General features: G+C 60.5%; 20 protein-coding genes and 1 other RNA gene. 3 read left to right on the top strand and 18 right to left on the bottom strand.

Going from position 1 to position 13,563, the window contains the following annotated elements; genetic code table 11:
- Positions 1-109 precede the first annotated feature (109 nt).
- The 18 genes from IE125_RS12255 to IE125_RS12170 form a co-directional block, all read right to left on the bottom strand.
- On the bottom strand, positions 110-445 hold the full coding sequence (locus IE125_RS12255; RefSeq protein WP_189444970.1) for a hypothetical protein: 336 nt from the start codon (positions 443-445) through the stop codon (positions 110-112).
- Positions 446-470: 25 nt separating this feature from the next.
- Positions 471-872, bottom strand: coding sequence for a Mor transcription activator family protein (locus tag IE125_RS12250; protein WP_189444969.1), 402 nt, complete (start codon positions 870-872; stop codon positions 471-473).
- On the bottom strand, positions 862-1,257 hold the full coding sequence (locus IE125_RS12245; RefSeq protein ID WP_189444968.1) for a hypothetical protein: 396 nt from the start codon (positions 1,255-1,257) through the stop codon (positions 862-864). The genes IE125_RS12250 and IE125_RS12245 overlap by 11 nt, the downstream gene beginning before the upstream one ends.
- Positions 1,254-1,703 (bottom strand): HI_1489 N-terminal domain-containing protein, encoded by a 450-nt coding sequence (locus IE125_RS12240; RefSeq protein WP_189444967.1) that lies wholly within the window; start codon positions 1,701-1,703, stop codon positions 1,254-1,256. The genes IE125_RS12245 and IE125_RS12240 overlap by 4 nt, the downstream gene beginning before the upstream one ends.
- On the bottom strand, positions 1,700-2,104 hold the full coding sequence (locus tag IE125_RS12235; protein ID WP_189444966.1) for a gp16 family protein: 405 nt from the start codon (positions 2,102-2,104) through the stop codon (positions 1,700-1,702). The genes IE125_RS12240 and IE125_RS12235 overlap by 4 nt, the downstream gene beginning before the upstream one ends.
- Complete coding sequence (locus tag IE125_RS12230) at positions 2,101-2,799, bottom strand: DUF2786 domain-containing protein (protein ID WP_189444965.1); 699 nt, start codon at positions 2,797-2,799, stop codon at positions 2,101-2,103. Before IE125_RS12230 ends, IE125_RS12235 begins: the two co-directional genes overlap by 4 nt.
- Before the next feature lie 9 nt (positions 2,800-2,808).
- Positions 2,809-2,884: hammerhead ribozyme type II (locus IE125_RS12225), an RNA gene on the bottom strand.
- On the bottom strand, positions 2,883-3,086 hold the full coding sequence (locus tag IE125_RS12220) for a hypothetical protein (RefSeq protein WP_189444964.1): 204 nt from the start codon (positions 3,084-3,086) through the stop codon (positions 2,883-2,885). The genes IE125_RS12225 and IE125_RS12220 overlap by 2 nt, the downstream gene beginning before the upstream one ends.
- Entirely contained in the window at positions 3,083-3,397 is a 315-nt protein-coding gene (locus tag IE125_RS12215; protein WP_189444963.1) for a host nuclease inhibitor protein, read from the bottom strand. Before IE125_RS12215 ends, IE125_RS12220 begins: the two co-directional genes overlap by 4 nt.
- Complete coding sequence (locus IE125_RS12210) at positions 3,397-3,624, bottom strand: hypothetical protein (protein WP_189444962.1); 228 nt, start codon at positions 3,622-3,624, stop codon at positions 3,397-3,399. Before IE125_RS12210 ends, IE125_RS12215 begins: the two co-directional genes overlap by 1 nt.
- Positions 3,625-3,626: 2 nt before the next feature.
- Positions 3,627-4,247 (bottom strand): DUF3164 family protein, encoded by a 621-nt coding sequence (locus IE125_RS12205; protein WP_189444961.1) that lies wholly within the window; start codon positions 4,245-4,247, stop codon positions 3,627-3,629.
- Positions 4,244-4,744, bottom strand: a complete 501-nt coding sequence (locus IE125_RS12200) for a hypothetical protein (protein ID WP_189444960.1) — start codon at positions 4,742-4,744, stop codon at positions 4,244-4,246. The genes IE125_RS12205 and IE125_RS12200 overlap by 4 nt, the downstream gene beginning before the upstream one ends.
- Entirely contained in the window at positions 4,741-5,118 is a 378-nt protein-coding gene (locus IE125_RS12195) for a helix-turn-helix domain-containing protein (RefSeq protein WP_189444959.1), read from the bottom strand. Before IE125_RS12195 ends, IE125_RS12200 begins: the two co-directional genes overlap by 4 nt.
- Positions 5,115-5,735 (bottom strand): hypothetical protein, encoded by a 621-nt coding sequence (locus IE125_RS12190; RefSeq protein WP_189444958.1) that lies wholly within the window; start codon positions 5,733-5,735, stop codon positions 5,115-5,117. The genes IE125_RS12195 and IE125_RS12190 overlap by 4 nt, the downstream gene beginning before the upstream one ends.
- 2 nt (positions 5,736-5,737) lie before the next feature.
- Positions 5,738-6,457: an AAA family ATPase gene (locus IE125_RS12185; protein ID WP_189444957.1), complete on the bottom strand. Its 720-nt coding sequence runs from the start codon at positions 6,455-6,457 to the stop codon at positions 5,738-5,740.
- A 44-nt stretch (positions 6,458-6,501) separates the two neighbouring features.
- On the bottom strand, positions 6,502-8,526 hold the full coding sequence (locus IE125_RS12180; RefSeq protein WP_189444956.1) for a DNA-binding protein: 2,025 nt from the start codon (positions 8,524-8,526) through the stop codon (positions 6,502-6,504).
- Between the two features lie 56 nt (positions 8,527-8,582).
- Positions 8,583-9,020: a hypothetical protein gene (locus IE125_RS12175; protein ID WP_189444955.1), complete on the bottom strand. Its 438-nt coding sequence runs from the start codon at positions 9,018-9,020 to the stop codon at positions 8,583-8,585.
- A gap of 2 nt (positions 9,021-9,022) precedes the next feature.
- Positions 9,023-9,382: a helix-turn-helix domain-containing protein gene (locus tag IE125_RS12170; RefSeq protein ID WP_189444954.1), complete on the bottom strand. Its 360-nt coding sequence runs from the start codon at positions 9,380-9,382 to the stop codon at positions 9,023-9,025.
- A gap of 162 nt (positions 9,383-9,544) precedes the next feature.
- Between IE125_RS12170 and IE125_RS12165 the strand changes: the two genes are divergently transcribed.
- The 3 genes from IE125_RS12165 (at position 9,545) to IE125_RS12155 (ending at position 13,542) form a co-directional block, all read left to right on the top strand.
- Positions 9,545-10,234, top strand: coding sequence for an XRE family transcriptional regulator (locus IE125_RS12165; protein WP_229809080.1), 690 nt, complete (start codon positions 9,545-9,547; stop codon positions 10,232-10,234).
- A gap of 8 nt (positions 10,235-10,242) precedes the next feature.
- Positions 10,243-10,482, top strand: a complete 240-nt coding sequence (locus IE125_RS12160) for a hypothetical protein (protein ID WP_189444952.1) — start codon at positions 10,243-10,245, stop codon at positions 10,480-10,482.
- 2,022 nt (positions 10,483-12,504) lie between these two features.
- On the top strand, positions 12,505-13,542 hold the full coding sequence (locus IE125_RS12155) for a hypothetical protein (protein ID WP_189444951.1): 1,038 nt from the start codon (positions 12,505-12,507) through the stop codon (positions 13,540-13,542).
- The last annotated feature ends 21 nt before the right edge of the window (positions 13,543-13,563 follow it).

The raw sequence follows: 13,563 nt of genomic DNA, 5'->3' as shown, positions 1-13,563 counted from the left end.
TCTTCACTGCGACCGGATTTGACCAGTTCATAGCGTGTATTGGCCTCGCGGAAGGATTGAATGGTCGAACTAATGCCGACCACCAGAAAGACAACTGCGAAGAAGATTGTCATATCTCGTTCTTCTCTTGTCCAAGCTTGTTGGACTGCGGATCGAGGTACCAGCGGTGTTCTCGGTTCGCCGGGTTACCGCAGTAGATGAAGTAGAGGTCTGCTCCGGTCACCCTGGAGAAACCGCCTTGTTCTCGCATGACGTCCGGCTGGCATCCATCCTTGGTGCTGAGATCTCGTATTGCGAGTGCGAACTCATTTTTGTAGGTGTCGGCATCCTGCGATAGCGCCGCAATTGATAGCGACTCTTCCATGCCAAGGGGCTCTTTGTCGTTGCATCCAGCAAGTGCTGAGCCCAAGGCGGCAATGGCGATCATCATTATGACTGTCTTCATGCTGCGTTCCCTTGCATCCACGTTATTAGAACAACCCCGGCTGTAGCCGGTCGCGGGCCAGTTTTCGTTGTTCGGCCAGAATCGAGTAGACCTGAACCTCGGTCAGTTGATGCCGGCGAGCCAGCTGCGAAACGTTGGCGCCGTTGTGACACTCGAAGATCTCGCGATCCCGCAGGGCGATCTCCAATCGATCGCCCTTGGGCAGATAGAAGGAGTGCCCGCCGTGGAAGTGTGCCAGTGCCCGCACGGCACGGAAAGCGCGTGCCCGCGCGGTCTCGTCATCATCGCCGTGGCGTCGGTATGCCGCCTCGATCACGACCAGGATATCCGTCAGCCCCTGGGGCCACTTTTTGAGGATCTCTGGATCGGTCATCCGCTCCAGGGCGTCGTCCGGCACATCCGGGAACATGTCGAGGTTATCGGCCATGTCGCATTCCTCCTATACCGGTTTCTGCCATCAGGCGTTGTAGGCGATCTCTGTTTTGTCGCCGCTGTGATTCGCTCATGGTCGGTTTCCCCAGGCGCGGTCGCTGGGGGCGATCTGGCATCGCCTCCAGTAACTGACGCGGCGCGGGCCAGCGGTTGACCGTGCCGGAGAGGCGCTGGAACGCGGTGCGTAGCCGGCGGGTATCAAGGTCTGCATCCCAGCCGATCGGCCGCGCCCAGAGTGTGTCTACCCACGCCTGCTGGGTGTAGGCGATATCGTCTTCCCAGGGCGCGTTCTGGAGACGAAGCACGACCAGCCGAGCAAGCCCTTGGGCGATCTCGTCGCGGAACCACTGCGCGGGCTGATTCGCTCCGTCCTGGCTCACGACTGCCTCCCGGCATCCAGCGCGGCGAGTGCGCGGGCAACGCCCTTGGCCGGGCGGCGCTCGGCTGATTCCGGCAGTGCGGCACGTGCCTCCGAGCGCGCGGCCAGGCTCTCGACGACGCGCTTCAGATAGTTGTGATTCGTCAGCGGCCTGTTATCGCCGCTATCGCGCTTGACCCGGATCGCCTCGACGGTCTCGGAGAGCGCCGCACCGACCAGGCTGGTGTCCGCCGAGAGTGCCAGCGCCTCGCGGGCGAGTCGCAATTGACGCTCGTAGGCGGTGCTACGGCTCTTGCCCCGGAACAGGCCGAGATAGGCGACCAGCGGCCGCGACACATCGCGCGGCAAGTCGGCCAGCACGCCCATCAATTCGCGCAGAGACTCGTCCTCGCAGATCTGCTCGAGCGTCAGATGCGTGTGGCAAGCTGGGCAGCGGATCTCTTTCATTTGCCTCTCCGTTTCGCGTCGATCACCAGGCCCTGCATCAGCCTCACCAGTTGGTCATCGTCGAGCCAGTCGATGCGATCGACGCTGAACATGCGCTGCGCCATGCCGTCGGCGTAGGCCCATGGTCGGTTTGAGTCGGCCAGCAGCGCCTCGACCTTGCCCATGACGGCGGCGCGAGAACGTGGAGGACGCGGTGCTTTGCGGCCAGCCTTGTTCGTTGACTTGGGCGTCCAGCCCAGGCGCTGAAACTCATTGATTACCGCCCCGACGTTGCGATTCGTGAGCTGTTTGGCACTGCTGACGCCGGCAACGCGGCCGAGCAGCGCGCGATATTCGTCATCGGAGAGACCGAGCTGCGCCTTAGCGATATGGATCTGCGCCAGCTTGCCGCGATGGATCATGATGATTTCCCAAGCGCTGTTTGGCGCTGGCCATTCATGCCCTGATAGAACTCCACGCGTTTGCCATCGGCACGACCTTGGATCAGGGCAGAAGCGTCGTGGTTGCGAAGACCTTTGGTGTTGTCGCGCCCGGTCATCGGTTCCAGCGGCTGCTGCCAGCGTTTCGCCTGATAGGTCGCTATGACGGCATTCTCGGCATCACTACGCTCGTGCTTGATCACGTGCTGGGCGACCGTATAAATCCAGCTCTGCGCGTAGAGATCACCGCGACGAATCTTTGTCGTCCGCTTCAAGCGTTTGCTCTGCGTCTTGAGGTAGGCGTTCCGATCGCGGGTGAGCTGGCGAAGCAGTACCTCGAAGGCATAGCCACTCACTTCTCCTGCACCATTCACGCCGTAGAACTCGAACCGGCCGTTCCAACGCTCTCCGTCGTGGATCGGGCAGTAGATCAGCTCGGCCCCGAACGCGCCGGCGACCATGTTGGCCAACATGCCAATGTGCGCGGGAGGCCGCTCACCGGCGGCGACCTTAGCGATATGGCTATCGACATCACTGACTGCGACGTCGTCTGAAGTAATGCCATGTGCTGCCATCAGCTTCTGCGCCTGACGCATCGCAGCCGCCGCTTCGTTGGCGTTGCTCGATTTCGCCAGGCGAAGGCATTTTTTTATCTTGTCGAGGATCTTCGAATCCACTGGAGTCTCCTGCGGCTGCTCATCAGTGCCGGGCCACCACGCCTGGCAGATGCCCCGGCTCATACAGAGCCGGGGCATTTCGCTTAGTGGGTCGTTTCGGTGCGGGCTTTTTCGCGGTACTCGATCATCTTGCTGTGGATGGCGCTGATGCCGACCAGCGCGAGGGTCTGGGAAACCGTGGCTTCACGTGGGTTGGTCACGGGAAAGCCGGCATCGACGGAGATACCCTCGTCGGTCTCGGTAATGGTGATCGTGCAGATGCGGTTGGTAGTTGGTTCGCTGCTCATCCTTCCACCTCCATCAGAGCATCGATGTCGGCTCGGACCTGCTCCCCGGTGCGCCAGGTGTTGATGCGCGTGCCGCTTCTGGCCCAATCGACGAAGCGCGCTAGCGCGTCACGTTTCTCTGCGAGTGATATCGTCTCGGGGACGCCCGGAACGAACAGCTCGCCTCGGTAACCGTGGCGGGCGACACCGTCGATCTCCTGGGTCAATGAACGATGAGGGCCGGTGGCCAGCTCTACGGCACCGTTGGGAGTGAATGATCCAATGTGGATCTCGCCACTGGCATAGCAGTAGGCACGGTAGCGAGTACGCATTAATGGGCTCCTTTGAGATGCGTGACGTGATAGCGGTACTGGATGCCGGCGGCGACATCGCCATCGCGCAAGTAGTCATTCACCACGTCGACTTTGTCGCCGTAGACCTTGCGAGCGACTTTCCGGGCGGCTTCTTCGTGGCTCCAGGTGCAGGTGGCGCGTTGACCTCTGAGCGTGGCGGCGTAACCGCCCATTGCAGAACGCACTCGAATGGTGGCGGTCTCCATGCTCACACCCCCGCGATATCGAGTGAGATGGGGCGGTACTGATCGCTGTCGCCGATGCGCTCGTAAAGCCGGATGTAGCTCTTGGAGCCGGTGACCTGCACAGCGTCGGAGATGGCATCCATCGCCTTGAGCCAGCGCTTGTCGTCGATATCCAGGCGGCGCAGACCTAGCACCTGGCCGGTGCGGATGTTGCCCGCCGTGTCGACGCGGAAGGCGTCTTGCACGATCGTCGCGATTTCGGGCCGCGCGTCTTGCGTCCATTCGCGTAGGCATTCGTCGATCAAGCCTTTGGCGGCCTGCAGGCGCTCGTCGAACGAGATCCGCTCCTGAATGGCACGAACCGCCTTGTAGCGACCATCGAAGCTGACCAGCGAGACGTTGCCTTTTTTGCCGCCGATCTGGACGTCGTACTCGCTGGCGCTGGTTTCGACGAACTGCTCGATCTCGCTGAAGGCGTCGCTCTTGTAGTCGCGTAGCTCATCGCGGATCTGGTTGGCGCGATCGACCAGCGACAGCACCAGCTCGTCGCGCATCTGGTCGATCGGCTTGATCTGCGATTCGGGGATCAGCCGGCCCTTGGCGTCCTGGCGGAATCCGGCGGGGATCTGTTGTGGTGCGTTCATGAGTTGGCTCCTCGGAGTTTGAAGTTGGCACTGGCGTTGCGGTGGCTACGGTGTTTTCTGTGATGGCGCATGGGTTCGATCACGGCACCGTTTCGGCGCGGTAGCCGTTCGCTGTCATCACGCCAACCGGCGAGTAGTTCGGCGACATCGATCAGGTCGGCTGGGTCCAGCCATGGGCCATGGGTAGGGTCGGCGTGTTGGCGCGGCATGACGCCGGTGTCTTGCTGCTGCCAGCAGCGCAGAATCGCGGCTTGCTGGCTGGCCAGCGGCGGCTCGCACTCCGTGACGGCGCGCTCCTCGTAAAGCTCGGGGTCCGCGCAGAACTGCACGAAGCTGACCCGCAGCTTGCTCAGCCGGAGCTTGATAAAGCGCGCCATCAACTCGCTTTGCGCCGGATTGGCGATGTAGCGGTCGAGCTTGATGCCGGCGCGAGCGATGCTCAGCAGTTGGAAGCGATCGGCGTAGTAGTCGAGCTGTTCGTCGGAGATGCGGGTCATGACTCGTCTCCCTGCGCGTTGTTGGGGTTTTTCGGGCAGTTCTGGCAGGTGAGCCAGGAACGCATTGCCATCGGGTTGTGTGTCGGTGCCGCGCGCCGCCGGTAAGTGCGGCACTGATCGGTGTTGATCACCGCTTCCTGCGCGGGGCAGTTCATGCCGTCCAGTGCATCAATGACGCGCTGCTCGACGCCGGCGGTGTTCGGGCTCGGGTAGCGGTTGGCGAGTGCCAAAGAGACCGCCGAGCGAGACATGCCGATACGTTCGCCGGTGCGGGTCATGTTGCTGGCCTCGACCTCGGCGGCGAGCAGGCGCACCCAGCGCGGTGGCTCATCGCCCCAGGCGGAAAGGTCGATGGATTTGCGAACGGCGCTCATGGCTCACCCCCTTCAGTCTTGGTGACGCGCGAGTACACGACCGCTTTGGTGTTGGGGTCGTAGAGCTCTTTGGTCCGACGGATCTGCGGCGCCATCGGGCCGGTCCAGCGCCCGCTGGCGAGCCGATACCTGGCCGGCAAATTGGGGCCGGAGGCGCGGGTGATATGCAGATAGTTGGCGTGGGCCAGAAACTGGCAGTACTCGTGCGCCGTGTTGACGGCAATCGAGCGTGCCGGTGTCGTGGCGGCGTCCGCGAGTTCCTGGGCCGTGAACTCTCCGATGATCTTCATCGTGCGCCAGAGCTGCTCGCGCCCTGGTACCGGCGGTTCGCTGCCGTCGCGCCGCACGCGGGGGGCTTCGAAGCCGATATCTCGAATCAGCTCGTACTCGGCGACGTCGCCAATCGCCTTATTCGGATTGCGGCGTTCGACGTAGCCGGCTGCCACTAGACCGCGCAGATAGTCGGTGATGCGGCTTTCGGGCATCTTGGGCAGCAGCAGGTTGAGCCGATCCATGGTGATAGTCCGCTGACTTGCTTTCAGGGTGCGGATCGACTCCCAGATCTGTTGGCGGCTGGGTACGTCACCGGCTAGCGTTGCTGGCTTGCGCTTGGCCATGATCAACCCCTCCGCGCCGGCGGCTGGCCGGTGTGGATCTCGCGTTCGCCCCAGATGGCGGCGTCGACGCGCTCCCAGCCGTTGGCCAGGGCTTCCTGGTGGATCTGGTAGAGGTTGACGGCGACGCGGCGCAGGCAGCCGCGCACGCGATCGTTGACCAGGGCCAGTAGATCGTCGGCGATGTCGATATCCGGATAGCTACGCGCGGCCAGGGCGCCTACGTCGTCGAGGCTGGCCGCTTCCGCCGGCACCCACTCCAGTACGCGGTTGTGTAGACGCTCGAGTCGACCCATCGACGCCGGCACGCGCTCTTCTCCGATCAGGATGATGGTGCCCTCTGAGGCGTTGTAGAGATCCGTCAGCACGTTGGCGGCGGCCTTGTCGATGACGTACTGGACGTCGTCGACGATCAGCGGCCGGCCAGAGCGGGAGAGCTGCTCGGCGATCTGGTCGACCATCTCGGAAATCGTCTTCGCCGGGATCACACCGATCTCGAGCAGAATCGCCAGCAGGAACGCTTTCTTGGTCCAACTCTCCCGGCATTCGACGTAGTAAGCGCGGTGTTGATTGGCGGAGTAGGACGCCGCCAGGCTCTTGCCGTAACCGCTGGGGCCGTACATCACCACCAGCCCCGGCAGGCCCGCCGGGCGACTCGCGGCGCGCTCGATGGCGGCGGCGAGAAGGGCGACATTGGTGAGTGGTACAATGTTGTTGACGCTCATAGTGCTTCCTTCAGTTGCTTCTGCGGGTGTCATGGGCCGTGCGCTTACACGGCCCGCCGGTTGCGGGCGGGTTGCAGCCCGTCCGCGACCATTTCGGTATCCATCACCTTGGCGATGGCCTTGAAGTCGGAGTGATTGCAGTAGTTCTCATGCCAGCGCTGGGCATCCACACTCAGGCTCTCACCTGCCTGCACGCGGGCATCCAGCCGTTTCCATTCGCGGTATCGCGCGACCTTGTCTTTCGGGATCTCAAACTTCGGCGCTTCATTCGCGAGCTGTTTGGCATGAGCGCGGGCTTCTTCGAGCTGGCGATCGTTGCGCACGGAAGGCTGGGGTGACTCGACGCGCTTCAACTCGAACTCGCCGCCGGTCAGCGTCTTGGCTTTCTTCACCATCCGGGCGATTTGGCCCTTCTCGCGCTTCTCACCGGCGCGCTCCATCATCGATTGCGGCATGGCCGGGGTGGCGTTGCCGTCCAGGATCGCCTCGCCGATCCATTCGCCGTCGAGGGTGTAGATGCCGACGGCACCCACGTCGCGGTAATCCCAGGCAACACGAATCTCTTCACCGTGGAAGTCGCGCAGCGCGTCCAGGAAATAGACGCCGCTATTAATCTTCACTTCTCCGCGATGGGTCTTGCGGGTCTCCTGCGGACGCATCAAAGAGGCGACGACGTCAGCGGGTGCGGTCAGTGCTTCGAAGCCTTCGGCTTCTGCCAATTTCCACGCTTCCATCGGCGAACGATGTCGCAGGTTGCCGGTGTCCAGATCGCGGATCTTCGGCAGGCCACGATGCGAGCGATGGTTATAGGCGTCGATCGCCTGGCAGAGGCGGTCGTAGAACTCCTGAAACGTCGGGACCTGCGCCGGCTTCAGCCCTTGGGCGATGTCACGACGAGACAGCCGGTGTGCGCGGGTGCCAGCTTCCTTGTCCATATCCGCGCCGATATAGCTCGGCATGGTCTTGGCGAGGTTGACCAGAATCGATTGGTGGGCGCGCTCGATGACGCCGCGCGCCTGGGAGTTGTAAGGCAGCGAGTGCGTGATGGTGCCGCCCAGCCGGTCGACCACCTCATAAACAGTGGCGTTGTCAAAACCGGAGCCGTTATCGACATAGAAGATGTTGAACATGCCGGTGCGGCTGACCGCGTCACGCAGGGCATCGAGCGTAGCCAGCGTCGATTCCGCCAGGTTGAGCGCGAAACCGGTAATCCGCCGAGTGCCCCAGTCGATGATCATGGTGATCTCGGGCCGGAATGCTTGACCGGTCAGCGGGTTGATGACCTCGGCATCGAAGGTATGGCCATCCGCGACCCAGCAGTCGTTGGGCCACATTCCATCGGCCTTACGCCGCTTGAACGGCTGTAGCGTCTTGAGTTCGTGGGCACCCATTCGGCCACGCTCTCGCGCTTCCGGGGAAAGCTTCGCCAGCCACCGGCGCACTTGGTGGATGCTCGGCTGCCACTCGGTCTGCTCGACCAGCTGCTGATAGGCGGCTTCGACGGTTGGCTTCTGCGGGCGCTGATAACGCTTGAGAAAGTCACCCGCCCACGCCGGCACGCTCATGTCGGCCTTCTGGCGCTTCGGTGCCAGGCCTCGCTCGCCGTGCTTCTTGTAGTCTGCGATCCAGCGCTTCAGCGTCCGTTCGGAGAGCGTGCGTGTGCCGGTCTTACGGTCATTGGCCAGCACCACGCGCCCGGCAAGATAGGGTGACAGCGCGTCGGTCGTGGCCAGCGTCACGATTGTCTCGATCGCGCGAGCCTGGGTGACGTGCTGTGTCATCCGCTGGATCTCGCGAACGAACGCCACGCGGGCACCCATCACCCGGCGTTGTGCATCGGTCAGCGCACGTTGCTCAGGGCGTTCGGATTCCTGCGGCTCATCGGCGGCGGTGATGACTTCCGGCTCGGCCTCACTGGCACTGCGTATTAGCAGCGCGTTCTGTGTATCGGCGGGGAGAACCGCGAAGGCGTACTCAACGGCTTTGGTACCGAGGCGGCGTTGACCTTCCCAGCCGTGGCGCTTGGCGAACTCTCGGACGTTCTGAGGGGTACCAGGTAATCCGGGCATCCCGGCCAACTCATTCGCAGTGAACCAGCCGCGAGTCAGGGACACGGTCTGGCCGTTCATTCCTCTTCTCCCATCAGCTGTTTCAACTTGCGCATGTCAGCCTTGAGCTGATCCATCATCTGCTGGCGCCGGCCGTACTCGGCATGTAGTGCCTCGCGTCCGTAGGCCACGCGACCGCCGCGCTGATGAACCAGCCAATCGGTAAAGGCATGGCTCGAGCACACCTCCTCGATCAGGGGCACGCGATAAAATGGGATGTTGTGATCGGCGCGAGCCGGACTCGACCAAGCGTCCAACATGTTTTTCGAGACGTCGTCACCGGAGAGCCGGCTCATCTGGGAGGCGACCTCGTAACGATCGATTGGGCATTCCTTGAGGATGATGCCGACCAATTCGCTCACTTGAGCGGCGTAGTTGCCGCTACCCGGCGCGGGGACCACCGGCGTGGGAACGGCGAAGATGTCTAAAGTCTGGGTATCGCGGACACGTCTCACGTTCACGCCTCCGTAACAACTTGCCGGTGCGTATCGGTAGACGGCGCGTTAGAATCCGCGCAATGTGTCTTGAAACGCGTCTTTTGGGACATAACGCGGCTTTCCGCGCGGTTGGGCCGTTGGCGATGCGGTGTGCCATCTGCATTCCAGCGCTCTGGCCAGATGATTGCGGGTGAAACACCGATGGCACTGGCCAGTGCTCGCTCCATGCGAGGATAGGGCGAGCGCTTGACGGAGGTCAGAGTGCCTAGCTCCACGCCAAGGCGGCGTGACAGCTCGGCGAAGGACAGACCTTGGGATCGGATCTGATACTTGATCCACTCCCAGCGGGCTGATGGGTTGGTCGGAATTTCGATTTTCACAGCGTCACTCCGTGGCGTTTTTTCTGGCTGTCTAACCCTGCGTTGTGAGTAAACATATCTCGGAATTTCGCACCTATCAAGCGATATTCCGAGCGTTCTTTTCATTATTCAGCGCGAGGTGGTGCGGAATATTACTCCGTTCCTTTTATATCAATGACTTACATGGAAAAGAATGAAGACAGGAAGTCTCAGAGCGAGCATTCTTTTCCCGCTTCGGGAATCGAATGCTTTCGAGAACGGCTCCTTGAAGCGATGGGAAGCGAAAAACCGCGCGCTTTTGCGAAACGATCCGGTGTTTCTGAGGGGGCGGTGCGCAGTTATCTGAGTGGGGATACCTTCCCTGGACTGGATAGGCTGGTCCACCTGGCCCAAGCGCTAGGCATCGACGCGCAATGGTTAGCTTTCGGAAAGGACGAGCAGACGCCAGTAGCAGAGATGGGCGACTATGCCTTGGTACCGCTATACGATGCCCAGTGCAGCGCGGGCGACGGCGCCTGGAACGAGAACTGCCGCGTACTGACGCACATCAACTTCACACGCTACTCGCTGCGCAAGCAGGGGCTGACACCAGACCACCTCTCGGCGATTCGTATCGACGGCGATTCAATGGAGCCGGTGCTGCACAGCGGCGACACGGTGCTGATCGACCATACGCGCACTACGATCGAGGGTGAGGGCATCTACATCCTGCGCCTGGACGGCCACCTGTACGCGAAGCGCCTACAGCGCCAGTTCGACGGCGTGGCCATCATCAGCGCGAATAAGGAATACGAGAAGATCATCGTGCCGAGAGATCGCTTGGAAGAGCTCGAGATCATCGGCAGGGCCGTTTGGTCAGCTGGCTGGCTATAGGAGCGAGAATGACAGATCGCGGCATGTTCAAAGTTAAGCTTCCCCAGGCCGGCGAAGCCTCTCAATCGGGGGCTGAATTGGATCACAGCCTTTATGTAGTTGCCTACAATGGTCAGCCTGACATCTATCTACGGGCAATTGACGCTGACGGCGAGGTTTCGCAGATGCTCCTTGATGAGCACCAGGCGCGCGCGCTTCGGGATGTTCTTAGCTCGGCGCTGGATTTCTTGGACTACGATACGCGCTGATTCTCAGTGCCAAACCTAACGCAAAAAGGGCCAATCCATGTCGGATCGGCCCTTTTTCGCTTTTGTGCATCTTTGGCACTGCTTTAAACATCGCGCCGCGCTGGAAGCCGCGTCACATCCCGCCTTGTCCCAGATCCGCCCACCAAATCCCACTTCACTCCACCAGTGCCATATCTCCTGCTAACTCACACTGACGTCGTTCATTTAGCTTGCTACCGGCCTAAGCCCTAAGCTCGCGCAACTGCGCCACAGTCTTGGAGAGGCCACTCTGGTTGCGGTCTGGTTGCTGATTGCACGTAACCAGAGTAACAGGTGCGAGATGTGGAAAATCATAACTAACTGTTTTGGTTAGGAAGTCGCGTTGCAGGCGCGATCCTTACATTAGCAAAATTGCACTCATAATCCCTTGGTCGTAGGTTCAAGTCCTACTGGGCCCACCAATCTCCTGTCGGCATCTCTCTTGTTGATTTGGCGACACATCAGTTTGGCGATTCCCTCCTCACCGATATCCCTGACATCTTATAGACAGCCCGTCGTGACGAGCGATCCGCTGACATCCTTGGCAATATCAGGTTTTAGGAAAGCCGATTCAGGTTCTGGCGCCGAGCGGTGCATTCATGGCGGCTAGCCAGGAAGTAGCTTCGAGTGAGTGAGCCAGTGAAAAGCGAGAAAAAGACGGCCCGGCTCTGAAAAGCGGGATCAGGGGGAGGTCAGAGCGGGCCGCGATCGCGCGTGCGATCGTAAGGAAGGTGATGAAAGCAGGGAACCTCTGAATCTTCATCACGTGTCCAGTATTGGCGACAATCTGGGCAAGAAAGATGCTAACAATATGCAAGCAATCGATAAGATTGCCTTAAGGATGCGCGCCGTCGTGAAGCTGGCCCTCCGAGAGGAGGAGTAGCGCACGCGTGGAAACACAGAGGAGAACGTGGGCCCGCCAAAAGAAACGCCCATGCGCGAAAGCTCGGCGCCATGGGCGTGGGGAGGAGTCGGCGACATACATTGGAACGAATGCGCCAGCTCGGTATTCAGGACGAGGTGCTCATTGATGAGTCGAGTTGAGGTTCATGGTCGCAATAAGTCGTGCTGGTCTGACGGAGGCACTCCGGTTACCAATCTGTCTGAACTCGTCCTGTGTCCAACATACGCCCGCCGAGGTGGCGCGTCAGCATGAATTTTCTCGTTTCACGACCGGGGCCATGTTTCACGAGGGGGCCCTGTGCGTGAGCGGTGGCGGATCTTGGTATTCTCGGGGCTGGGCGCGCGCGAGGAGGCAAGATCAGGTTGCCAGCCTGCGCAACGCCGTGCGGCGAACACAACCAGGTTTAAATAAATAAAAAAACGCCCGGCGCCTCAATGCCGGCAATATACCGGATTCAGGGCCGGGCCAAAGATCGCGGAACCGCGACCATGAACCTCGGATGCTATCGTCTACTCGACGTTGGTAGATGTAGCTAATTTAGTGGTTCTGCAACTGAATGTTTTGCAGAGAAAAAATCAATATCTGGTAGGTATTCGGCCTTCTTGGCCTCTGTAAGCACTAGGCTAGCAGGCTTTTCCCTCGATGAGAAAGAGAAATTTTCATCGACTTTAGTGTCGCGGCCAGCGCTTGGATTCAGTGCCGAAAAGAACCTCTGCAGCAGCGTTATTTAACGATTCGATAGTCTGGATTCTTCACTTGAGTAGTGATAAATGCTGAATGTTTGAGAATGCCAAGTTTAGTTAGTGTTCGATTTGGATAATGGTTGTTTTTAATATGGTTATTTAAACAATTGCTGGTGAAGAGGTTGGCTTTGCCAGGGCCACCCATGATCTGACGGGGGGCGTGCAGAGGACGTCGGTGATCCACGGGCGACTGATAGTCGGTGACGCGTCGGTAAACCCATTGAAAAGTATGGTCTGCCTCAGCGAATTTCAGGATTCTGGGACGGTTTGACGGTGAGGGCGTTGTCTCTGATGAGGGGATGGCTTACATCTGTTGCGAGACGATTAGCCGTCAAACGACAACGCTCGAGGTTGGTCATGAAGTTATTCCTTCACCCCGGACATGCCAAGTGCGGTTCGACGAGCATTCAGAAAGCGATCATCCGCAACCGCGCGCCGCTGGCCGAGCGGGGGATCGTGGTACCTGACCATGAGCTGCGGCTTCCCGGCGAGCCGGGGTTCAGCCCCCACGGCGAGACGCCTAGAGAGTTTTTTCGCCGGCTCATGGAAACCCAGGATATGCAGCCGCTCGCATCGCGACTCAACGCCTGGCGGGAGTCGTCGTCATGGCGAGACGGGACCTTCCTGATTTCTGCCGAGAATCTCATCAACCATTTGATGGGGCCTATCGGTCGCGCGATCCACGGCCTGCTGGCGGAGACGTTCGAGTCGGTCGAAGTGGTTTACTACATCCGCCGTCAGGACGAGTACCTACTGTCTGCCTGGCAGCAGTGGGGGTTCAAGCAGGGCAAGTCTTTCGCGACCTATCTCGAGGAAGCGAGAAAGCGCAGCAACCCGCACTTCTGGGCGGTTTCACAGGTATTCGGGCAGATCTACGGTGCGAACCAGGTGGCCGTCGTGCCGCTCGATCGTCATGCGCTGCGCGAGGGGGACTTGCTGACTGACTTTTTCCATCGACTGATGGGCGACACGGCAGCGCTGGATTTCGACAAGACGCGCAGCAACGTGAGCTGGAATCCCTATCTGTGCGAGGTGCTCGCGGAGAAGCGAGAGCTGTTTCGGGATATCCACGATGACGATCTCAAGCAGCGTCTCCTCAAGTTGCTTGGCCCTGGCAGCGAGCTGTTCCGGCGCGAAAGTGCCTTCATGTCTCCCGAAGACGCCATCAGCATCATGGCGCATCACGAGGAAGAGAATCGGCGGCTGCATCGTCACTTCTTTCCCGGCACGGACTTCGACGCCGTCTTCGGCACGCAGGCGACGAGTGCGGTGTCCCGAGGGGAGGCGGAGGCGATGTCGCTCGAGCGGGAGCGCGAGATCTACAAACGTGCGATCTGGGATCTTATCGGTCTACTGCAATCGGAAGCCCGAAGCCAGGCTGCGCAGCCTGCTTGAACAATCCGCCGGCGCTCGGGA

The sequence above is a fragment of the Salinicola rhizosphaerae genome (assembly GCF_014652715.1).
In the GTDB taxonomy this organism is placed as follows: Bacteria; Pseudomonadota; Gammaproteobacteria; order Pseudomonadales; family Halomonadaceae; genus Salinicola; species Salinicola rhizosphaerae.
Note: the sequence above shows the minus strand (reverse complement) of the source record. Positions and strands in the feature narration are given on the sequence as shown.